This window comes from Microbacterium bovistercoris, assembly GCF_003387575.1.
GTDB lineage: Bacteria > Actinomycetota > Actinomycetes > Actinomycetales > Microbacteriaceae > Microbacterium > Microbacterium bovistercoris.
In genome coordinates this window covers 195,581-215,613 of the sequence record NZ_QUAB01000041.1, presented here as the reverse complement: position 1 = coordinate 215,613, position 20,033 = coordinate 195,581, and the positions used below count along the sequence as shown (strand labels likewise).

The window sequence follows — 20,033 nt, the reverse complement described above, 5'->3', positions numbered from 1 at the left end:
TTCAACGCTAGACGCTCGCGCGTCGGTGTCGCCGGTCTGGCGTAACGTCGAGACGTGAAACGAACGGATGCGACGGACCTGCGCACTGCGGCCGTCGTGCTCGGCCGCGACGCACAAGGCTCCTGGGTTCTCGTTCACTGCGACGAGGAGGGAGCCGAGTTCTCCCGCGAGAGCTGCGCCCTCGCCGAGCTGAACGAGGTCGTGGCGCGTGCGGAGCGCAGCACGCCGCTCTGGGTCGTGCGCGCGCTGCGCGAGGCCTACCCGCCACTGCTGGCCGCCGGCATCCGGCTGCGCCGCGCGCATGATCTGCTGCTGTGCCACGCCATCCTGCGCGACACCGCGTCGCTGTCGCAGCCGGTTCCGGCATCCGCACGCTGGGTCCGCACCGAGTCCGCGGAGATTCGCCCGCAGGCGCTGTTCGAAGTCGACGCCGGGGTCGATCAGGGCGACGGCATAGATGAGCTGCTCGCCGAGTGGGCGCGCCAGCGCGCCGCGCTCGGCCGCGCCGCGGATGCCCGACTCGAGCTGCTGTGCAGGGCGGAGTCGACGGGGGCGCTGATCGCGGAGGAGATGACCGCAGCGGGCCTGCCCTGGGATGTCGCCGCGCACGAGCGGATCCTCGAAGACGCCCTCGGTCCTCGGCCGCTCACCGGTGCGCGCCCGGCGAAGATGGCGCAGTTGGCGATGGAGGTCGGTGAGCAGCTCGGCGAGCGCGACGTGCCCATCGACAGTCCGCCACGCCTGCTGCGGTCGCTGCACCGCGCCGGTATCCTCGTGGAGTCCACGTCGCGGTGGGAGCTCGCCGAGCAGGAGCATCCGGCCGTGGCTCCGCTGCTGGCCTACAAGAAGCTCGCTCGACTGCACACGGCGAACGGCTGGGCCTGGCTGCGCGAGTGGGTGCACGAGGGCCGGTTCCGCCCGATCTACCTCACCGGCGGGGTCGTCACGGGCCGCTGGGCGTCCAGCGGCGGGGGAGCGCTGCAGATCCCGCGCAGCCTGCGTCCCGCCGTCCGTGCGGATGCCGGGTGGCGGTTCGTGCTCGCGGATGTCGCGCAGCTGGAGCCCCGGGTGCTCGCCGCGATGTCGCAGGATCGAGCAATGGCGACGGCCGCCCGCGGCGCCGACCTCTACGAGGGTGTCGTGCGCTCCGGCGCGGTGGCGACCAGGTCCGAGGCGAAGTACGCCGTGCTCGGCGCGATGTACGGGGCGACGACGGGCGAGAGCGGGCGCCTGGTGCCGCGGCTGCGCAAGGTGTTCCCGGCGGCGATGGCTCTGGTCGACCGCGCCGCGCGCACCGGCGAGGAGGGCGGCGTCGTGTCGACGCTGCTCGGCCGCAGCTCGCCGCCGCCGTCCGACGAATGGCGCGCCACGCAGTCCCGGGCGAGCGACCCGAGCGCGGGCGGGGCCGAGGAGCGCCGAGCGCGCAGCCGGGCGCGCGACCGCGGGCGCTTCACCCGCAACTTCGTCGTCCAGGGCACTGCCGCGGAGTGGTCCCTGCTGTGGCTGGCCGAGATCCGGCACCGGCTGTCCGCCCTGCCGCCCGCCGGCTCGCCGGCATCGGCATCCGGCCCGGTCTTCCAGCACGGCGCGCACCTGGCGTTCTTCCTGCACGACGAGGTGATCGTGCATTGTCCTGCGGAGCAGGCGGATGCCGCGGCCGAGATCGTCCGTGCAGCAGCGGACGCAGCCACCGCACGGCTGTTCCCCGGCTTCGACATCGACATCCCGCTCGATCTGCGCATCGCGGAGGACGCGGGCAAAGACGCCTAGAATCGAAGGGTGAACGGGTCGGCTGGACGGTCGCGTTGCGGGTGACCGCACCGAGGAACGTCCGGGCTCCACAGGGCAGGGCGGTGGGTAACACCCACCCGGAGCAATCCGCGAGACAGTGCCACAGAGAGCAGACCGCCCTTCCTGGGTCCCTGAGCTTGTCGAAGGGTCCGGAGGGGTAAGGGTGAAAGGGTGGTGTAAGAGACCACCGGGGGCCGTGGTGACACGGCCCGCCAGGTAAACCTCGCCCGGAGCAAGGCCAGACAGAGGATGTTGACGCGGCTCGCCGAGTCCTCGGGTAGGCCGCTGGAGCGGCACGGCAACGTGTCGCCGAGAGAGATGACCGTCCACGGGGCGCAAGCCCCCGGACAGAACCCGGCGTACAGGCCGGCCCGTTCACCTCACAGCACGGCGCCCCGGCATCCGATCGACGGATGCCGGGGCGCTTGTCTTCGTGCTCAGTCGCCGGCGAGCGACGCGGCTCCGATGATGCCGGAGTTGTTGCGGTGGATGGCCGGAACGATCGGGGTCTTCAGGTCGAGCAGGGGCAGGAAGTCGCTGGCGTTCTTCGACACGCCTCCGCCGACCACGAAAAGGTCCGGGCTGAACAGGAACTCGATGTGCGAGTAGAAGGCCTGCAGGCGCTCCGCCCATTCGGCCCATGTCAGGCCCTCGCGCTCCCGCGCGGAAGTGGCGGCCCAGGTCTCCACCGATGCGTAGGTGCCGAAGTTGAGGTGGCCGAGCTCGGAGTTGGGGATGAGGACGCCGTCGTGCAGGAATGCGGAGCCGATGCCGGTGCCGAGCGTGGTCATCAGGGTGAGGCCCATGACGTCGCGCGCCGCGCCGTGACGCGCCTCCGCGACGCCGGCGGCATCCGCGTCGTTGACGAAGACGATGTTGCGGTCCAGACCCTCGCGGAAGAACTGCTCCGCCTCGAAGTCGATCCAGGTCTTCGAGACGTTGGCCGCCGACAGCGTCTTGCCGCGCTTGACGATCGCCGGGAAGGCGACGCCGAGCGGAAGGGTGGACTCATGCACGTCGAGGGTCTTGAGCACGGTCTTCACTGCCGTGAGCACGTCTTCGGGCGCCGCACCCTCGGGCGTGGGCACACGCACGCGATCAGACGCCATGGTGCCGTGCGTGAGGTCGACGATTCCTGCTTTGATACCCGTGCCGCCGATGTCGACGCCGATCGCTTTTGCCATGGTCATAAGCCTAGCGAGAGTGCGTCGCGACGTTAGGATCGTGACAACGGCTGACGAAGGGATGGGGCCATGCCCGAGGGTGACGACAAGTACTGGTACAACCTGACCACCAAGCAGGTCGAGTACGGCATGATCTCGGCGTCGTACGACCGGGTCGGCCCGTTCGACACCGCAGCCGAGGCTGCGCGCGCTCCCGAGGTCATGGTCGAGCGCTCGAACAAGTGGGCCGAAGAAGAAGCGGCCGAGAACGGCTGGGACTGACACATGGACAAACAGCGTGATTTCGTGCTGCGGACCATCGAGGAGCGCGGCGTAAAGTTCGTGCGCCTGTGGTTCACCGACGTCATCGGCACGCTGAAATCGGTCGCGATCGCGCCGGCAGAGGTCGAAGGCGCGTTCGCCGAGGGCATCGGCTTCGACGGCTCTGCGATCGAGGGCCTGACCCGCTCGTTCGAGTCCGATCTGCTCGCGCAGCCCGACCCGACGACGTTCCAGATCCTGCCCTGGCGCGGCGAGATCGATCCCACCGCTCGCATGTTCTGCGACCTCACGACGCCCGACGGGCAGCCCGCGGTCTCCGATCCGCGGCACGTGCTGCGGCGCACGCTCGCGAAGGCGGCGGATGCCGGGTTCACGTTCTACACGCATCCTGAGATCGAGTTCTACCTGCTGAAGTCCTCGCAGATCGGCCCGGAGGGGCCGATCCCGGCGGACTCCGCCGGCTACTTCGACAACGTTCCCGGCGGCACGGCGCACGACTTCCGTCGCCGCGCGGTGCGGATGCTGGAGGACCTCGGCATCTCTGTCGAGTTCAGCCACCACGAGGGCGGCCCCGGTCAGAACGAGATCGACCTCCGTTACGCCGACGCACTCACCACCGCGGACAACATCATGACGTTCCGGACCGTCGTGAAGGAGGTCGCGATCGAGCAGGGCGTGTACGCGACGTTCATGCCCAAGCCGCTCAGCGACCACCCCGGCAGCGGCATGCACACGCACATGTCCCTGTTCGAGGGCGACGTGAACGCGTTCTACGAGGAAGGCGCGCAGTACCAGCTCTCCCGCACCGGCCGGCACTTCATCGCCGGCCTGCTGCGGCATGCCAACGAGATCGCCGCGGTGACGAACCAGTTCGTCAACTCGTACAAGCGGCTGTGGAGCGGCGGCGAGGCACCGAGCTTCGTCACCTGGGGACACCAGAACCGGTCCGCCCTCGTCCGCGTGCCGATGTACAAGCCGAACAAGGGCCAGTCCTCGCGGGTCGAGTACCGCGGCCTGGACTCGGCGACCAACCCGTATCTGGCGTACGCGCTGATCCTCGCAGCCGGCCTGAAGGGCATCGAGGAGGAGTACGACCTGCCTCCCGAGGCGGAGGACAACGTCTGGACGCTCAGCGACGCCGAGCGCCGGGCGCTGGGCTACGAGCCGCTGCCGGCCAGCCTCGACCACGCACTGGAGTTCATGGAGGATTCCGAGCTGGTGGCCGAGACGCTCGGCGAGCAGGTGTTCAACTACGTGCTGCTGAACAAGCGCAAGGAGTGGGAGGCGTACCGCGGTCAGGTCACGCCGTTCGAGCTCAAGAGCAACCTCGAGCTGCTCTGATCCATGGCCCGCCAGGACGAGTCCGTCTCGCTGTCGGCGCTCGCCCGGCTCGGCTTCGCCGAGCTGAGCACGGCGTCGGCGGCGCTGGAGGAGCTCGCGGAGCTGACCGGATTCTCGCGGGCGGCGCTCCTCCAGGGCGCGATCGCCGCCGACCCGGACGGAGCGCTGGAGGGACTGCTGCGGATCGCCCGGCGCGCGCCGGGCGATCTCGCCCCGCTCCTGGGCGATCCCGATGCGCGATCACGCGCCTGGCGGCTGCTGGGCGCGTCCTCCGGCGTAGCGGGGTTCCTGCTGCGGCATCCGGAGCATCTCACGGTGCTGCGAGACGAGGCGACAGTCGTACCGGACTCCCAGGCGCTGCGGGAGCGGATGCTGCAGGCGGTGAATGCCCGCGACGGCGTCGCGTCCGACGGAGGGCAGGATGCCGTGATCGCCCTGCGCGTGGCGTACCGCCGTGCGCTGAGCGAGATCGCGCTCGTCGACGTGATGTCCGCCGATCCGGTCGGGCTCATCGACGAGGTCTGCGCGGCGCTGGCGGATGCCGCAGGGGCGGCGCTGGAAGGCGCACTCGCCGTCGCCAGAGCCCGCCTGGCCGAGAGCGTCCCGCTCGCCGAGGTGCAGGCCACGCGCCTCGCGATCATCGGCATGGGCAAGGCCGGAGCGCGCGAGCTGAACTACATCAGCGACGTGGACGTCATCTTCGTGGCAGGCACCGCCGACGACGAGGTGCTCGCCGAATCGCGCGCGCTCGATCACGCCACCCGCCTCGCCCGCGATGTCATGACGGTCCTCTCGGGCATGGAGGTGGAGCCTCCACTCTGGGAGGTCGATGCCGCGCTGCGCCCGGAGGGCAAGCAGGGTGCGCTGGTGCGCTCGCTCACCTCGCACCTCGCGTATTACGAGCGCTGGGCGAAGAGCTGGGAGTTCCAGGCGCTGCTGAAGGCCAGACCGCTCGCCGGCGACCCGGTGCTGGGCGAGGAGTATCTCGCCGCCGTGCAGCCGCTGATCTGGTCGAGCGCCGCGCGCGACGACTTCGTCGACAGCGTGCAGCAGATGCGCGAGCGCGTCACCGCGCACATCGACCCGGGGGACGCCGCCTATCAGCTGAAACTCGGTGAGGGTGGCCTCCGAGACATCGAGTTCACCGTGCAGCTGCTGCAGCTCGTGCACGGCCTCGCCGACGAGTCGCTGCGGGTGCGCGGCACGCTCGAAGCGCTGGACGCGCTCCGCGATCGCGGGTACATCGGCCGCTCAGAGGCCGGGGTCTTCGGCGCGGACTACCGGATGCTGCGCCTGCTGGAGCATCGTCTGCAGCTGCGCGACCTGCGGCGCACCCATCTCATGCCACGAACGGATGCCGGGCTGCGGGTGCTGGCCCGCGCCACCGGGCTCGCAGACACCGGTGAGGGCGTGTGGCAGCGCTGGGAGGCCATCCGGCGCGAAGTGCGCGAGCTCCATGTGCGGCTGTTCTACCGGCCGTTGCTCAGCGCCGTGGCTGCGCTCCCCGAGGAGGAGCGCACCCTCTCGGCGGCGCAGGCCCACGACCGTCTGGCGGCCATCGGCTTCCGCGATCCGGCCGGAGCGCTACGGCACATCGGCGCGCTCACCGGCGGGCTGAGCCGCAAGGCGGTGGTGCAGCGATCGCTGATGCCGATCATGGTGCGCTGGTTCGCCGACGGCAGCGATCCCGACTACGGGCTGATCGCGTTCCGCCGCATCAGCGAGCGGCTCGGCGACACCCCGTGGTTCCTGCGCATGCTGCGCGACTCCGCCGGCGCGGCGGAGAGGCTCACCCGCGTGCTGTCCGGCTCGAAGTACATCGGCGAGCTGATGGAGTGGATCCCGGAGTCCGTCGCGTGGCTGGACAGCGAGGGGCAGCTGCGCCCGCGCTCGGCGAAGGCTCTCGACGACGAGGCGAAGGCCATCCAGACCCGGCACGTGACGGTCGCAGATGCGGCGAAGGCCGTCCGTGCGCTGCGCCGCAGGGAGCTGCTGCGCACCGCGATGGGCGCGGTGCTGGACGTGCTCACGATCGAGGAGGTCGCTCAGGCGCTCACCGACATCACCGAGGCGGCGATCCAGGCGGCGCTCCGCGCCGTGCGGCGTGAGGTCGTTCCGCCGGAGCACGATGCGCTGGACTTCTCGGTCATCGGGATGGGACGCTTCGGCGGCGCGGAGCTGGGGTTCGGATCCGATGCGGATGTGCTGTTCGTCTACGACGCGAACGGCGTCGACCCGCACACCGCCCAGCAGCTGTCCGCGCGGATCGTCGCCGGCCTGCGGGAGCACCTCACTGATCACCGGCTGCCGCTCGAACTCGACGCCGACCTGCGACCGGAGGGGCGCAACGGACCGCTGGTGCGCTCGTTCGACGCCTACGCGGAGTACTACCGGCGCTGGTCGCTGTCCTGGGAGGCCCAGGCGCTGCTGCGCGCACGGGGCATCGCAGGCAGCGCGAAGCTCATCGCCCGCTTCACCGAGCTCGCCGACGGCATCCGCTATCCGGAGTCGATCGGGCTGCAGGAGGTTCGCGAGATCAAGCGGATCAAGGCCAGGGTCGAGGGCGAGCGCCTCCCGCAGGGCGCTGACCCCCGCAGGCATCTGAAGCTCGGCCCCGGCACGCTCAGCGATGTGGAATGGATGGCGCAGCTGCTGCAGCTGCAGCACGCATCCCGCATCCCGGGACTCCGCACGACGTCGACCCTGGGCGCGCTCACCGCAGCGGAGGATGCGGGGCTGCTGCCGGCATCCGGCGTCAGTCGCCTGCGCGAGGCGTGGCTGCTCTCCAGCAGGCTGCGATCGGCGATCACGCTGTACACGGGCAAGGCGACAGACGTACTCCCGGCCGACCGCCGGGAACTCGACGCGGTGGCCCGGCTCCTCGGTTATCCGGACAGGTCCGCGACGCAGCTCGACGAGGAGTATCTGGGGGTCACACGACGCGCCCGGCGGGTCTTCGAGAAGAACTTCTACGGTTGACCGAGAGAGGATGCGGGATGAGCGAGGGTTACGAGGTCACCCAGATCGGCGGTCTGGACGACTGGAGAGGTCACTTCGGCGGGTTCGACGAGAGCCGGTCGCGGGATGGCCGACGGGTCGTCGACCACGAGCTGACCATGCAGTACATCGGCATGACCGCCAACGCGCTGGTGCCGGGGGAGGAGGCCGGGTACTGGCACGCGCACAGCCGTGTCGAGGAGCTCTACGTGTTCCTTGAGGGACGAGGTCAGATGGGCCTCGACGATGACGTCGTCGACGTCGGTCCCGGCTCGGTCGTCCGAGTCGGCCAGAACACCTGGCGCACCTGGCGGGCGCTGCCCGACAGCCCCGGGGAACTGCGCTGGCTCTGCATCCGTGCCGGAGGCGAGGAACTTCCGCACATGCCGAATGACGGCACACGTGCTCCGGAACGGCCGATGCCGTGGTGAGCCGGCTGGAGAAACTCCACGGCCGATGGACGGGCGAGGAGGAGGTCTTCGCGACGGCGTGGACGCCGGCGGGACACGCGCAGGCGTCGTTGCATCTCGCGCCAGGGCCGGGCGATGCGCTGATCATCGACTACTCCGAGACCCGCGCGGACGGTGCGATGGCCGGCCACGGCGTCGTCCTCGGCGACGGCTGGTGGTGGTTCGACTCCTACGGGTTCGTCCCCGCGTCACCGGGCACCGCCACCTGGACCGACGGTGAACTCGTCCTCGAGCGGAGCTCGGAGCGGGGCAGGAACGTCATGGTCCTCGCATCCGACGGTGAAGTTCTGACGATGCGACTCGCCGCGGCGTCCGGCGACGGAGAATTGCAGCCGCTCGTCGCGGGCGTGTACCGGCGGGGTTAACCAGGTCTCAAGGACCGGCGCATCGTGTTGCCCGGCCTCGGCGACGGTCAGCGGTTCTTGTCGTCGCGCCAGGCGAGCCAGTCCGTCACGCGCGTGATGTCGTAGTCGGGGCCGGAGATGCCGATCGTGAAGAGGCGCGCACCGAGGGCGTACTGCTGCTCGACCTCGTGGAGGCTGCGGTTGCCGATCTCGGTGGAGATCTCGATCTGCGAGGTGTCCCTGCCGACGACGCGTCCGTGCTCGGCGAGGATCCCGAGCTTCCGCTCCAGAGTCGCGGCGTCACTGAACGAATGCCAGATGTCCGCGTGCTGTGCGACGATTCGCAGCGTCTTCTTCTCGCCCCCACCACCGATGAGCACGGGGATGGTTCGGGTGGGCGGCGGATTCAGCTTCGCCCACCTGTCCTCGATGACGGGAAGATCCCTGGCGAGTGCGTCCAGGCGACTGCCCACCGTGCCGAAGTCATAACCGTACTCGTCGTAGTCGCGCTCGAACCAGCCCGACCCGGTGCCGAAGATGAACCGCCCCTGACCGCCCTTCGCGCTGATGTGATCGATCGTGCGAGCCATGTCCGCCTGCAGGTTCGCGTTGCGGTAGCTGTTGCAGTTCACCAGGGCGCCGATCTCGACGCGGCTGGTCTGCTCAGCGAGGGCCGCGAGCATCGTCCATGACTCGAAGTGCATGCCGTCCGGTTCGCCGCGAAGCGGGAAGAAGTGGTCCCAGTTGAACAGGACGTCGACGCCGAGTTCCTCGAGCGCGGCTGCGGTGTCTCGGAACTTCTCGTAGGGCGCGTGCTGCGGCTGGATCTGCACGCCGATGCGCACAGGGCGGTGTTCAGGTGTCATGTGTTCCTCCACGGGAACGTTACGCGAATGCCCGCCCCCGGAAAGGGAGCGGGCATTCGTGTGTGTTCGGCGAACGGATCAGACGCCGTAGTACAGCTCGTACTCGTACGGGTGCGGGCGCTGCGCCATCGGCAGGATCTCGTTGTTGTACTTGTAGTCGATCCAGGTGTCGATGAGCTCCTGGGTGAACACGCCGCCCTCGAGCAGGAAGTCGTGGTCCTCGCGGAGCGCCTCGAGCGAGTCCAGCAGGGAGTTCGGCACCTGCGGGATGTTCTTGGCCTCCTCCGGAGGCAGCTCGTAGAGGTCCTTGTCGATGGGCTCCATCGGCTCGATGCGGTTGCGGATGCCGTCGAGGCCGGCCATCAGCTGCGCGGCGAACGCGAGGTACGGGTTGCCCGAGGCGTCGGGAACGCGGAACTCGATGCGCTTGGCCTTCGGGTTCGAGCCGGTCAGCGGGATGCGGATGGCTGCGGAGCGGTTGCCGGCCGAGTAGGCCAGGTTCACCGGCGCCTCGAAGTGCTTCACCAGGCGGTGGTAGCTGTTCAGGGTCGGGTTGGTGAAGGCCAGCACGGCGTGCGCGTGCTTGAGCAGGCCGCCGATGTACCAGCGAGCGGTGTCGCTGAGCTGACCGTAGCCGTTCTCGTCGAAGAACAGCGGCTTGCCCTCGAGCCACAGCGACTGGTGCGTGTGCATGCCGGAGCCGTTGTCGCCGAACAGCGGCTTCGGCATGAACGTGACGGTCTTGCCCCACTCCTCGGCCGTGTTCTTGACGATGTACTTGAACTTCAGGATGTCGTCGGCCGCGTGCACCATCGTGTCGAAGCGGTAGTTGATCTCCTGCTGACCGGCGGTGCCGACCTCGTGGTGCGAGCGCTCCAGGTGGAAGCCGGCATCGATCAGGCGCAGGGTGATGTCATCGCGGAGGTCTGCGGTCTTGTCGACCGGCGCGACGGGGAAGTAGCCGCCCTTGAAGGGGGTCTTGTTGCCGAGGTTGCCGCCCTCCTCCTCGCGGCCCGAGTTCCATGCCGCCTCCTCGGAGTCCACCTTGTAGAAGCTCTCGCCGGCGGTCACCGAGTAGCGCACGTCGTCGAAGATGTAGAACTCGGCCTCGGGCGCGAAGTACGCGGTGTCGGCGATGCCGGTGGATGCGAGGTACTTCTCGGCCTTCTTCGCGACCTGACGCGGGTCCTTGCTGTAGATCTCGCCGGTGCGGGGGTTGTAGATGTCGAAGACCATGACGATCGTGCTGGCCTCACGGAACGGGTCGATGTACGCCGTGGTCACATCGGGGATGAGCTGCATGTCGGACTCGTGGATCGACGCGAAGCCGCGGATCGAGGAGCCGTCGAACAGCTGTCCGTCCCGGAAGAAGTCCTCATCGACCGTGGCGGCCGGGATGTTGAAGTGCTGCTGCACACCGGGCAGGTCGGTGAAACGGATGTCAAGGAACTTGACGTCGTTCTCCTTGATGTAGGCGATCAGCTCGGACGGTTCACTGAACATGTAGCACTCCTGTGGAAGGGATTCGGGGGACTTGGCCCACGAGGCAGATTACGGAGAGGCGGTTTCCCCGCCGTGTCTGCCGTGTTTCGAGCATGTTACAGGCGACGCCTAAGCTGGAACCGTGACGGATGCTGTGAACACGTACCCCGGAGAGCGCCTCGGAATGCCGCAGACGGGGCCCGGGAGCATCGCCCGCGTCGGTCGCAGGATCGGCGCCCTGCTGATCGACTATGCGGCGGCCACGATCATCGCGATCGGCTTCCTCGGCTACAACCAGTTCGATCTGCCCGCGGAGGCCGGATGGCGGCAGTTCGCGCCGATGATGGTGTTCGCCGTGCTGCAGATCCTGTTCATCCCGACCGCCGGCGGCAGCCCGGGGCACCGGATGCTGGGCATGCGTGTGATCCGCCTCGGCGGCGGCTGGTCGGGTCTGTGGCGTCCGATCATCCGCACACTGCTGCTCGTCGTCGTCATCCCCGCGGTGATCTGGGATGCCGACCAGCGCGGCCTGCACGACAAGGCATCCGGCCTGGTGCTGATCAGGGCCTGACCCTATTGAGGCGCTGAGCCAGTCGCAGCGTCCCTGCCGCGATTGCGTCGGCGCGCCTCCTTCGGCGCCCTGCCGCCGAGGAACGACCGCGCGGGGTCCACGATGTATCCGCGGCGCAGCGCCTCGCGCCCGATGAGCATGCGGAAACCCATCTCGTCGCGGTTGGTCAGCGTGACCTCCGCGACCACCTCGCGGTCGACGAGCCGCACGCGCAGCTTCACCACCAGACGCGTCTCGGCGTGTCCTGACGAGCTGCGCACCTCGCGACGGTCGTGCACGGGGTACTCGGCGAGCACGGCGTCCTCTGCGGTGTCCTGCCAGGGGTTCACACGGAAACGCACCCAGTCCGCACCCTCGCGCTGGAACTCCTGGATGTCGAACGCGTGCAGTGATGAGGTCCGAGCGCCGGTGTCGATCTTGGCCTTGATCCACGCCACGCCGAGATCGGGCAGCCCGACCCACTCACGCCACCCCGTGAGCGTGTTTGAATGAGAAGACCGACCCATCCCTACATCCTGGCAGGAATCCCCGTTGAAGATCGCCGTCCTCTCCCGAGCACCGCAGTCCTACTCCACCCAGCGTCTCCGCGCCGCAGCGCAGCAGCGCGGACACAACGTCAAAGTCCTGAACACCCTGCGGTTCGCGATCGACCTGACGGCGGATGAACCCGACCTCTTCTACCGCGGCAAGCAGCTCAGCGACTACGACGCGATCCTGCCGCGCATCGGGAACTCGATCACCTTCTTCGGCACCGCCGTCGTGCGCCAGTTCGAGCAGATGGACGTGTACACGCCGAACACCGCGAACGGGATCTCCAGTGCGCGGGACAAGCTGCGCGCCAACCAGATCCTGTCGCGGCACAACATCGCGATGCCGGCGACGGCCTTCGTGCGCAACCGCGCCGACGTGCGGCCGGCGATCGAACGGGTCGGAGGGGCGCCGGTGGTGATCAAACTGCTGGAGGGCACGCAGGGGATCGGCGTGATCCTCGCCCCGCAGGTGAAGGTCGCCGAGGCGATCATCGAGACGCTGCACTCCACCAAGCAGAACGTGCTGATCCAGAAGTTCATCGCCGAGTCTCGTGGGCGCGACATCCGTGCACTGGTCGTCGGAGGGCGCGTGGTGGCCGCCATGCGACGTGTGGCCGACGGAGACGAGTTCCGCTCCAACGTGCACCGGGGCGGCCGCGTGGAGGCTGTCACCCTCGACCCGGTGTACGAGCAGACGGCGGTGCGTGCGGCTCAGATCATGGGCCTGCGCGTCGCCGGCGTGGACATGCTCGAGGGCGAGGACGGTCCGTTGGTCATGGAGGTCAACTCCTCACCCGGCCTGCAGGGCATCGAGGCGGCGACCAAGCTCGACGTCGCGGGAGCCATCATCGACTACATCTCGGAGCAGGTGGCGTTCCCGGACATCGACGTCCGTCAGCGGCTGAGCGTGTCCACCGGCTACGGCGTCGCCGAGCTCGTGATGCACTCGGGGGCGGAGCAGGTCGGCAAACAGCTCGGCGACCTCGGTCTGTGGGACCGGGACATCACCGTGCTCACGCTGCACCGGGGCGTGAATGTGATCCCGAATCCGCGCAAGCACGTCGTGCTCGAGGCCGGTGACCGCCTGCTGTGCTTCGGCAAGCTCGACGAGATGCGCTCGATGATCCCTGAGCGGCCCCGCCGCCGCGCCAAGGTGCGCCGCCTTCCCAAGCAGCCGCTCGGCGAGTGAGACGAGAGAAGGCCCCGTCAGCGGACGGGGCCTTCTTCATGGACTCTGGATGCCGGCGATCAGCGCGGACGCTGCGCGCGGGCCTTCATCGGGTCGATGCCCTTCGGGATCGGCAGCGAGGTGACGGACTGCGAGACGGACTCGATGCGGTTGATCACCGCGGCCATCGTGGCCTTGTCGATCTTCTTCGGCAGCTTCTTGATCGTCTTCGCGAGGTCCTTGATCTGCACCTCGTCCTCACCGTGTCCGACGTAGAGGACGGTGACCGGAACTCCGGCTGCCACACGCTGAGCCTTCGAACGCTCCTCGTTCACGAGGCGCGTCAGACGTCCGCGCGCCCCCTCGCCGACCACCACGACGCCACCGCGGCCGACCGCACGGTAGACGGCCTCCTGGGTCTTCGGGTTGATGCCCGCAGGGGTGTCGGAGGCCTGCCAGTTGCGGCCGAGGCTGGTCGACAGCACGTGGCCGCTGGCGCCGGGCATGCCGTCGATCTTCTGGTACATCGCACTCGTGGAGAGGCGGGTCATCAGCATCATCGCGCCGAGCAGACCGAGCATGAGACCGGTGATGCCCCACAGGATGATCGCGAGCACACCGCTCGGCGGAATCAGGTAGCCGAGGATCACACCGATCAGCACACCGCCGACGACGATCGCGGCCTGCGCCCAGGGGAGCCAGCCGTAGATCTCGCGCGTGAAGCGGAACAGGGACTTCAGCTGGGAGAAGAATCCGGGTCGCTTCTCGGGTGCGGAATCACGCTTTGCCATGGGTACCAGCCTACCGGTCGTCAGGGGGCCGTCGCCGCCCGGTCTCGCGCTCCACAGGCGGGGGAATCGGACATTCCCTGCACAGGTCCGGGATTCCGGTGGACACCCGCTGTTCCTGCTGCGCTGGGATGGGCACATGGCCGAGAACAGATCGCCCGACGAGCTCGTCGCCGGTGTGCACCGGCGGATCCGGATGCTGGACCCGCAGGAGGGGCCGTTCGCGGGCGAGCTGGTGGCGGACGGCGACGAGGTGCGGGTGGTCATGGATGCTGCCGGCTGCGCCGGTCAGCCGTTCTGGGCGTTCGGTGGGGCCGACCATGTCGCGGCGCCTCTGGATCTCGTGCGCAGGCCCGACAGGACCGACGTGCTTCTGCCTTGGTGCACCGAGCGGATCTCGACCTTCCTCGGACGTCGAGCCGCGGCGCAGCAGGCCCTGAGCACGGGCGAGTGCGTCACCCTGGCAGGCAGTCTGCTGCGGGGCCTGGTCGAATTGGACGGGTCCCCGCTGGCTGGCGCGTGGTGGCTCACCGACGGCGGCAGGCCGGTGTTCGTCCTCGGCGCGGGCGAGTCCGCCGCTGAGGGAGCGAGAGCGTTGATCGCGCGGTTGCGCGACGGCAGTGCGGACCGGAGTCTCGAGCGATTGCTCGGCGACATCGGATCGGGGCTGTCGGACCTCCGTGCCGCCAGACGACGGATGGAGCGCTGGGATGCCGAGCTGACCGAACTCGCTGCGCCCAGGCCGCTGCAACGGGAGGTCTTCGCTCCGGCCGCTGCCGGAGACGTGGTCGCGAACCGCTTCTCCGGCGGCCTCGACGAGCCGGTCGACGAACGCCGTGGCTGGCAGATGGTCATCGCGGAGCGGGCCGTGGCGACGATCGAGAGCACGCGCCGGGCACTGCGCCGAGTGGTGCCGAGCGGACGAGGCGAGCGCGAACCGGCCCCGGAGCGGGTGCCCGACCGCGGCACCGGCAAGCCCGGCGGGACGCGCAGACGGCCGCTCCTCATCGGCGCCGCCGTGGCGACGACCGTGCTGGCCGTGGGGCTGCTGTGGCCGACGGGCGAGGGGGACGAGCACGCATCCGCTCAGGCCGCGGTGAAGCCCGCGGCGGAGACGCCCGTTCCGAAGGCATCGAACCCGGCTGCGACGGCGAAGCCACCACGGACGGATGACCCTGTGGCCGCTGCTCCCGGTCTCGTGAAGCAGGTCGAACGATGTCTGAAAGAGGGTGACGCCGTCTGCGCGGACGCGGTCGTCGCGGGTTCGGCCTCCGCTGTGCTCAAGGCGATCGAGAGCGCGGATGCCGGTGATGCGGTCGCCCTGGTGGACTCCTACGGCGACATCGCGGTGGTCCGTCGTGGCGACCCGGACGGGGAGCAGCAGGTCCTGGTGCTCCTGCGCCGGAAAGACGAATGGCTGGTCCGCGACGTCTATGCCGTCGCGGACCAGCCGGGTTCGTCCTGAGACTTACGCTCCGAGCACGGCGGCGAAGTCCGCCGCCTCGAGGCGGGCCTTGACCGCGCCGAGGAAGCGCGCGGCGTCGGCACCGTCGATGATCCGGTGGTCGTACGAGATCGCGAAGTACACGTACGAGCGGACCGCGATCGCGTCGACGCCGCCGACGTTCACGACGCCGGGGCGCTTGAACACGACGCCGGTGCCGAGGATCGCGGACTGCGGCAGGAACACCAGCGGGGTGTCGAACAGCGCGCCGCGTGAACCGGTGTTGGTCACTGTGAAGGTGCCGCCGGCCAGCTCGTCGGGCTTCAGCTTGTTGTCACGCGTGCGGGCCGCGAGATCGGCGATCTCGTGCGCCAGCTGGGCGAGGTTCTTCGTCGCCGCATCGCGCACGACCGGCGTCAGCAGGCCGCGCTCGGTGTCGACCGCGATGGAGATGTTCTCCGTCGCGGGGTAGACGATGCTGTCGCCGTCGACCGTCGAGTTGATGATCGGGAAGGCCTGCAGCGCCTCAGCGGCGGCCAGGGTGAAGAACGGCAGGAACGAGAGCTTGTCGCCCGTCTTCTGCTGGAACGCCACCTTGACGCTGTCGCGGTACTGGGCCAGCGCCGTCACGTCGATCTCGACGAACGTGGTCAGCTGTGCGGTCTGCTGCATGGAGGCCACGGCGCGCTCGGCGACGACCTTGCGCAGGCGCGACATCTTCTGCGTGGTGCCGCGTAGCGGCGAGACCTCGAGCGGCGCAGGCGCCGCGGCGGCAGGGGCGGCCGAAGCCGCAGGAGCCTGGGACTTCGCCTCGGCGGCCTTCAGCACGTCCTCCTTGCGGATGCGTCCACCGACGCCGGAACCCTGCACGCTGGCCAGGTCGACGCCCTGCTGGGCGGCGAGGCGACGCACAAGCGGGGTGACGTAGACGTTGTCCGAGCCCTCCGCTGCAGCAGCAGGAGCCGCAGCAGCGGGAGCCGGTGCCGGAGCAGCGGGAGCCGGTGCCGGCGCAGCCGGAGCCGGTGCCGGAGCAGCCGGAGCCGGTGCCGGAGCAGCCGGAGCCGGTGCCGGAGCAGCCGGAGCCGGTGCCGGAGCAGCGGGAGCCGGTGCCGGAGCAGGTGCTGCGGCGGCCGGAGCAGGCGCAGCGGGGGCCGGAGCGGCGGCGGGAGCACCGGAGCCGACGCGGGCGAGCACGGCGCCGACGGCCACGGTCTCGTCCTCGGCGGCGACGATCTCCTGCAGAACGCCGGCGACCGGCGACGGGATCTCGGTGTCGACCTTGTCGGTCGAGATCTCGAGGAGTGCCTCGTCGACCTCGACGCTGTCGCCGACCTGCTTGAGCCAGCGCGTGACGGTGCCCTCAGTGACGCTCTCACCGAGCTCGGGGAGCACGATGTCTGTGGCATCCCCTGCAGGCGCGGGTGCCGCCGGGGCCTCCGCAGCCGGAGACGGTGCCTCGGCAGCCGGAGCGGGAGCGGCGGGCGCCTCGGGCGCGGCGGCGGGGGCCTCGGTTGCGGCGGGGGCTTCGGCGGCAGGTGCCGCGCCGGAGCCGTCGCCGATGCGGGCGAGCAGTGCGCCGATCTCGACCGTCTCGTCCTCTTCGACCAGGATCGCCTCGAGCACACCGCTGACGGGTGCGGGGATCTCGGTGTCGACCTTGTCGGTCGAGATCTCGAGGAGGCCTTCGTCAGCCTCGACGGTGTCGCCGACCTGCTTGAGCCAGCGGGTGACCGTACCCTCGGTGACGCTCTCTCCGAGAGCGGGGAGGACCACGGATGTGCTCATGTCGGAGTCTCCTTCAGGAAGTTCGTGTGGTGTTCAGCTTAGTGGCCTTGACCGCGCAGAGACAGAAGGAAACTTCCACAATGCGCGAAAAAGTTTTCACAATGCGTGCAAAGGCTTGCCCGCGAGTGCAAGGAACGCCTCGCCCAGAGCCTCGCTCTGAGTGGGGTGGGCGTGGATCAGCGGAGCGATGTCCTCGGGGTGCGCCTCCCACGCGACGGCCAACTGGCCCTCGGTGATCAGCTCACCGACGCGATCGCCGAGCAGGTGCACGCCGAGCACAGGCCCGTCCTTGAGGCGGACGACCTTGACGAGGCCGCCCGTGCCGATGATCTCGCTCTTGCCGTTGCCTGCGAGGTTGTAGTCGTAGGAGACGACCTGGTCCGCACCGTGCGCGGCCACCGCTGCCTCCTCGGTGACGCCCACCGACGCGACCTCCGGGCTGCAGTAGGTGACCCGGGGGATGTTCGTCTCGGCCATCGGAGCGGGGCTCTGCCCGGCGATGCGCTCGGCGACCGCGATGCCCTGCAGGAATCCACGGTGAGCGAGCTGCAGGCCGGGAACGATGTCGCCGACGGCCCACAGACCCGGCACGCCGGTGCGCAGCTCCTCGTCGACGATCACGAAGCCGCGGTCCATCGTGACTCCGGCCTCGGCGAAGCCGAGATCCGCCGTGGCGGGACCGCGCCCGACGGCGATCAGCAGGTAGTCGGCTTCCAGCGTCTTGCCGTCCTCGAGCGTGACGGTCACGGCATCCGCCGTCTGAGCGGCCGACTGGAAGCGCACTCCGAGCGAGTACCCGATCCCACGTCGACGGAAAGCGCGCTCCAAGCCCTTGCTGAGGGCGATGTCCTCGTTGGGGACCAGATGCGGCAGCGCTTCGATGATCGTCACCTCTGCACCGAACGAGCGCCAGACGCTTGCGAACTCGACACCGATGACACCGCCACCCAGGATGAGGACCCGCGCGGGTACCTCGTCCAGTGCCAGTGCCTGCTCGCTGGTGAGGATCCGGCCGCCGATCTCGAGACCCGGCAGGGACCGGCTGTACGAGCCCGTCGCGAGCACGACGTCGGCGCCCACGTAACGGTCCTCACCGACGACGACCGCCCGGTCGGTGTCGAGGCGGCCGGCGCCGCTGACCACGGTGATGCCGCGGGCCTTGATCAGGCCCTCGAGACCCTTGAACTTTTTGGCGACGATCCCCTCACGGTAGGAGCGGACGCCGGCGGCGTCGATTCCCTCGAGGGTCGCGGACACGCCGACGGATGCCGCATCGCGGACGTGCTCGGCGACCTCGGCCGCGTGCAGCAGGGCCTTGGTCGGGATGCAGCCGCGGTGCAGGCAGGTGCCGCCGACCTTGTCCTTCTCGATCAGGGCGACCTTCTTGCCCAGTTCAGCGGCGCGCAGGGCAGCCGCGTAGCCGCCGCTGCCGCCGCCCAGGATGACGACGTCGAAGGTGTGGGTGGTCATCATGCCTCCTTGGAGGACGCTTCGGCGAATGCGATCAGCGAACGCACCGTGGCCCCGGTCGGGCCCTTCTCCGTGAAGCCGTACGCCGAGCCCTTGTGCTCGCCCGAGCCGGCGATGTCCAGGTGGATCCACGGGATGCGCGGAGCGTCGGCCTCATCGGAGGTGCGGCCGACGAAGCGGCGCAGGAACAGGCCGGCGAACAGAGAGCCGCCGGAGCGGTCACTCATGTTGGAGTTGATCATGTCGGCGATCGGCGACTCCAGCGACTCCTCCATGTGATCGGGGAGCGGGAGCGCCCACGCGAGCTCATCGACGCTGTCGGCGGCGGACAGGTACTCGGCCACCGCTTCGTCGCTGCCCATCACGCCGGTGTGGCGCATCCCGAGCGCGACGATGATCGCACCGGTGAGCGTGGCGACGTCGATGATGACGTCGGGGTTCTCGCGGCTTGCGGCGACCAGGCCGTCGGCCATCACCAGCCGGCCCTCAGCGTCGGTGTTGAGCACCTCGACGGTCTGGCCGTCCAGCATCCGGAGAACGTCGCCGGGGCGCGTCGCGCGGCCGGACGGCATGTTGTCCGCGATGCACAGCCACGCGGTGACGCGCACGGGCAGTCCGAGAGCGGCGACGGCTCGGACCGCGGCGAGTGCCGTCGCGGCGCCGGCCATGTCGAACTTCATCCCGACCATGCTGGCCGCGGGCTTCAGCGAGAGGCCGCCGGTGTCGAACGTGATCCCCTTGCCGACCAGGGCGATGTGCCGGCTCGCGCCGGCGGGGGAGTAGTCCAGACGCACCAGGCGCGGCGGGCGATCCGACCCGCGCCCCACGCCGAGGATGCCGCCGTAGCCCTGCTCCTCGAGCTGCTTCTCGTCCAGCACCTCCACCGAGACGTCGAGGTCCTTCACCGCGTCGATCGCGCTGTCGGCGAGCTGTGCGGGGCTCTGCCACTCCGCGGGCACGTTCACCAGGTCCTTGATGAGGGCGACGGCTTCGGCGACGGCGACGGCGCGTGCGACATCCGCGTCGCTCAATTCCGCGTGCAGCACGAGCTCGTCGGCGCGCGAGGGACCGCGATCGCTGCGGTAGTCGTCGAAGCGGTAGCCGCCGAGCACGGCCCCCTCTGCCGCTGCGGCGGCGTGCGCGTCGGCGCCCGGGGCGAATCCGATCGCGACACGGCTGAAGCCGGTCAGAGTGCGCGCGGCGGTGGCGACGGCGTCGCGCACCGCAGCGGCGGTCGGCTCCTTGCCGACGCTGACGACGGTGAGCGGGAGCGATGTGATCCCCGGGAGGTGCACCCGGGCCGTCGCCCCTGCTGATCCGCGGAATCCGACGCCGGAGAGGAACTCCACGAGACCCGGGTAGGCCGTGAGCGCTTCTGGCGCGACCTCCGGATCCTGGATCACGAGCACTGCGGCGTCTGCAGCGCTTTCGGGGAACGTTTCGGTCGTGTGCGAGAGCGCGGGTAGCGTCATGCCACCCATCCTATTCAGGGACGGAGCGGGGAGCCCGCACCGGTGTTCGCTCTCAGCTTGAGACCGACG

Annotated in this window: 17 protein-coding genes and 1 other RNA gene; 10 read left to right on the top strand and 8 right to left on the bottom strand. The window is 69.5% G+C overall.

What is annotated here, in order from left to right; all coding sequences use genetic code 11:
* Positions 1-54 precede the first annotated feature (54 nt).
* The gene (locus DY023_RS10130; RefSeq protein ID WP_245958656.1) at positions 55-1,770 is read left to right on the top strand and encodes a bifunctional 3'-5' exonuclease/DNA polymerase; all 1,716 of its coding nucleotides are present in this window, start codon (positions 55-57) and stop codon (positions 1,768-1,770) included.
* Between the two features lie 14 nt (positions 1,771-1,784).
* An RNA gene (gene rnpB / locus DY023_RS10125) (RNase P RNA component class A) lies at positions 1,785-2,169 on the top strand.
* Positions 2,170-2,228: 59 nt separating this feature from the next.
* Here rnpB and ppgK read toward each other — a convergent pair.
* Positions 2,229-2,975 carry a polyphosphate--glucose phosphotransferase gene (ppgK, locus tag DY023_RS10120; RefSeq protein ID WP_116242243.1) on the bottom strand — a complete coding sequence of 249 codons (747 nt, stop codon included), beginning with the start codon at positions 2,973-2,975 and terminating at the stop codon, positions 2,229-2,231.
* 69 nt (positions 2,976-3,044) lie between these two features.
* On the opposite strand from ppgK, the gene DY023_RS10115 reads away from it, so the two are divergent.
* The 5 genes from DY023_RS10115 to DY023_RS10095 are packed head-to-tail and all read left to right on the top strand — an operon-like array spanning position 3,045 to position 8,409.
* The gene (locus DY023_RS10115; protein WP_116242200.1) at positions 3,045-3,236 is read left to right on the top strand and encodes an SPOR domain-containing protein; all 192 of its coding nucleotides are present in this window, start codon (positions 3,045-3,047) and stop codon (positions 3,234-3,236) included.
* Positions 3,237-3,239: 3 nt separating this feature from the next.
* On the top strand, positions 3,240-4,577 hold the full coding sequence (glnA, locus tag DY023_RS10110; RefSeq protein ID WP_116242199.1) for a type I glutamate--ammonia ligase: 1,338 nt from the start codon (positions 3,240-3,242) through the stop codon (positions 4,575-4,577).
* Between the two features lie 3 nt (positions 4,578-4,580).
* Entirely contained in the window at positions 4,581-7,556 is a 2,976-nt protein-coding gene (locus DY023_RS10105) for a bifunctional [glutamine synthetase] adenylyltransferase/[glutamine synthetase]-adenylyl-L-tyrosine phosphorylase (protein WP_116242198.1), read from the top strand.
* Between the two features lie 17 nt (positions 7,557-7,573).
* The gene (locus tag DY023_RS10100; protein ID WP_116242197.1) at positions 7,574-8,005 is read left to right on the top strand and encodes a cupin domain-containing protein; all 432 of its coding nucleotides are present in this window, start codon (positions 7,574-7,576) and stop codon (positions 8,003-8,005) included.
* Positions 8,002-8,409 (top strand): DUF1579 domain-containing protein, encoded by a 408-nt coding sequence (locus DY023_RS10095; RefSeq protein ID WP_116242196.1) that lies wholly within the window; start codon positions 8,002-8,004, stop codon positions 8,407-8,409. The genes DY023_RS10100 and DY023_RS10095 overlap by 4 nt, the downstream gene beginning before the upstream one ends.
* A gap of 47 nt (positions 8,410-8,456) precedes the next feature.
* Here the strand turns inward: DY023_RS10095 and DY023_RS10090 are convergent, their stop codons facing one another.
* Both DY023_RS10090 and glnA (DY023_RS10085) read right to left on the bottom strand, forming a co-directional pair.
* Positions 8,457-9,254, bottom strand: a complete 798-nt coding sequence (locus tag DY023_RS10090; protein WP_116242195.1) for an LLM class F420-dependent oxidoreductase — start codon at positions 9,252-9,254, stop codon at positions 8,457-8,459.
* 78 nt (positions 9,255-9,332) lie between these two features.
* Positions 9,333-10,757, bottom strand: coding sequence for a type I glutamate--ammonia ligase (gene glnA, locus DY023_RS10085; protein ID WP_116242194.1), 1,425 nt, complete (start codon positions 10,755-10,757; stop codon positions 9,333-9,335).
* A gap of 163 nt (positions 10,758-10,920) precedes the next feature.
* On the opposite strand from glnA (DY023_RS10085), the gene DY023_RS10080 reads away from it, so the two are divergent.
* Positions 10,921-11,307 (top strand): RDD family protein, encoded by a 387-nt coding sequence (locus tag DY023_RS10080; RefSeq protein ID WP_116242193.1) that lies wholly within the window; start codon positions 10,921-10,923, stop codon positions 11,305-11,307.
* A 2-nt stretch (positions 11,308-11,309) separates the two neighbouring features.
* Here DY023_RS10080 and DY023_RS10075 read toward each other — a convergent pair whose 3' ends face one another.
* Positions 11,310-11,813, bottom strand: a complete 504-nt coding sequence (locus DY023_RS10075; protein ID WP_116242192.1) for an ATP-dependent zinc protease family protein — start codon at positions 11,811-11,813, stop codon at positions 11,310-11,312.
* A 25-nt stretch (positions 11,814-11,838) separates the two neighbouring features.
* On the opposite strand from DY023_RS10075, the gene DY023_RS10070 reads away from it, so the two are divergent.
* Positions 11,839-13,026 (top strand): RimK family alpha-L-glutamate ligase, encoded by a 1,188-nt coding sequence (locus DY023_RS10070; protein ID WP_116242191.1) that lies wholly within the window; start codon positions 11,839-11,841, stop codon positions 13,024-13,026.
* 59 nt (positions 13,027-13,085) lie between these two features.
* On the opposite strand, the gene DY023_RS10065 is transcribed toward DY023_RS10070, so the two are convergent.
* Positions 13,086-13,796, bottom strand: a complete 711-nt coding sequence (locus DY023_RS10065) for a DUF4191 family protein (RefSeq protein ID WP_116242190.1) — start codon at positions 13,794-13,796, stop codon at positions 13,086-13,088.
* A 136-nt stretch (positions 13,797-13,932) separates the two neighbouring features.
* Here DY023_RS10065 and DY023_RS10060 point away from each other — a divergent pair, with 136 nt between their 5' ends.
* Entirely contained in the window at positions 13,933-15,258 is a 1,326-nt protein-coding gene (locus tag DY023_RS10060; RefSeq protein ID WP_116242189.1) for a hypothetical protein, read from the top strand.
* Between the two features lie 3 nt (positions 15,259-15,261).
* On the opposite strand, the gene sucB is transcribed toward DY023_RS10060, so the two are convergent.
* The 3 genes from sucB to DY023_RS10045 all read right to left on the bottom strand — a co-directional run bounded on the left by sucB (position 15,262) and on the right by DY023_RS10045 (position 19,964).
* Complete coding sequence (gene sucB / locus DY023_RS10055) at positions 15,262-17,022, bottom strand: 2-oxoglutarate dehydrogenase, E2 component, dihydrolipoamide succinyltransferase (RefSeq protein WP_116242188.1); 1,761 nt, start codon at positions 17,020-17,022, stop codon at positions 15,262-15,264.
* Positions 17,023-17,118: 96 nt separating this feature from the next.
* Positions 17,119-18,492 (bottom strand): dihydrolipoyl dehydrogenase, encoded by a 1,374-nt coding sequence (gene lpdA / locus DY023_RS10050; protein ID WP_116242187.1) that lies wholly within the window; start codon positions 18,490-18,492, stop codon positions 17,119-17,121.
* Positions 18,492-19,964, bottom strand: a complete 1,473-nt coding sequence (locus DY023_RS10045; protein ID WP_116242186.1) for a leucyl aminopeptidase — start codon at positions 19,962-19,964, stop codon at positions 18,492-18,494. The genes lpdA and DY023_RS10045 overlap by 1 nt, the downstream gene beginning before the upstream one ends.
* Positions 19,965-20,033 lie beyond the last annotated feature (69 nt).

Excerpts from the sequence above, each read along its gene's own strand:
- glnA (WP_116242199.1), top strand. The coding sequence starts at position 3,240 with ATGGACAAACAGCGTGATTTCGTGCTGCGGACCATCGAGGAGCGCGGC.
- lpdA (WP_116242187.1), bottom strand. The coding sequence starts at position 18,492 with ATGACCACCCACACCTTCGACGTCGTCATCCTGGGCGGCGGCAGCGGC.
- DY023_RS10115 (WP_116242200.1), top strand. The coding sequence starts at position 3,045 with ATGCCCGAGGGTGACGACAAGTACTGGTACAACCTGACCACCAAGCAG.
- DY023_RS10105 (WP_116242198.1), top strand. The coding sequence starts at position 4,581 with ATGGCCCGCCAGGACGAGTCCGTCTCGCTGTCGGCGCTCGCCCGGCTC.
- DY023_RS10045 (WP_116242186.1), bottom strand. The coding sequence starts at position 19,964 with ATGACGCTACCCGCGCTCTCGCACACGACCGAAACGTTCCCCGAAAGC.
- DY023_RS10080 (WP_116242193.1), top strand. The coding sequence starts at position 10,921 with ATGCCGCAGACGGGGCCCGGGAGCATCGCCCGCGTCGGTCGCAGGATC.
- ppgK (WP_116242243.1), bottom strand. The coding sequence starts at position 2,975 with ATGGCAAAAGCGATCGGCGTCGACATCGGCGGCACGGGTATCAAAGCA.
- DY023_RS10065 (WP_116242190.1), bottom strand. The coding sequence starts at position 13,796 with ATGGCAAAGCGTGATTCCGCACCCGAGAAGCGACCCGGATTCTTCTCC.
- DY023_RS10060 (WP_116242189.1), top strand. The coding sequence starts at position 13,933 with ATGGCCGAGAACAGATCGCCCGACGAGCTCGTCGCCGGTGTGCACCGG.
- glnA (WP_116242194.1), bottom strand. The coding sequence starts at position 10,757 with ATGTTCAGTGAACCGTCCGAGCTGATCGCCTACATCAAGGAGAACGAC.
- DY023_RS10090 (WP_116242195.1), bottom strand. The coding sequence starts at position 9,254 with ATGACACCTGAACACCGCCCTGTGCGCATCGGCGTGCAGATCCAGCCG.
- DY023_RS10075 (WP_116242192.1), bottom strand. The coding sequence starts at position 11,813 with ATGGGTCGGTCTTCTCATTCAAACACGCTCACGGGGTGGCGTGAGTGG.
- DY023_RS10100 (WP_116242197.1), top strand. The coding sequence starts at position 7,574 with ATGAGCGAGGGTTACGAGGTCACCCAGATCGGCGGTCTGGACGACTGG.
- sucB (WP_116242188.1), bottom strand. The coding sequence starts at position 17,022 with ATGAGCACATCCGTGGTCCTCCCCGCTCTCGGAGAGAGCGTCACCGAG.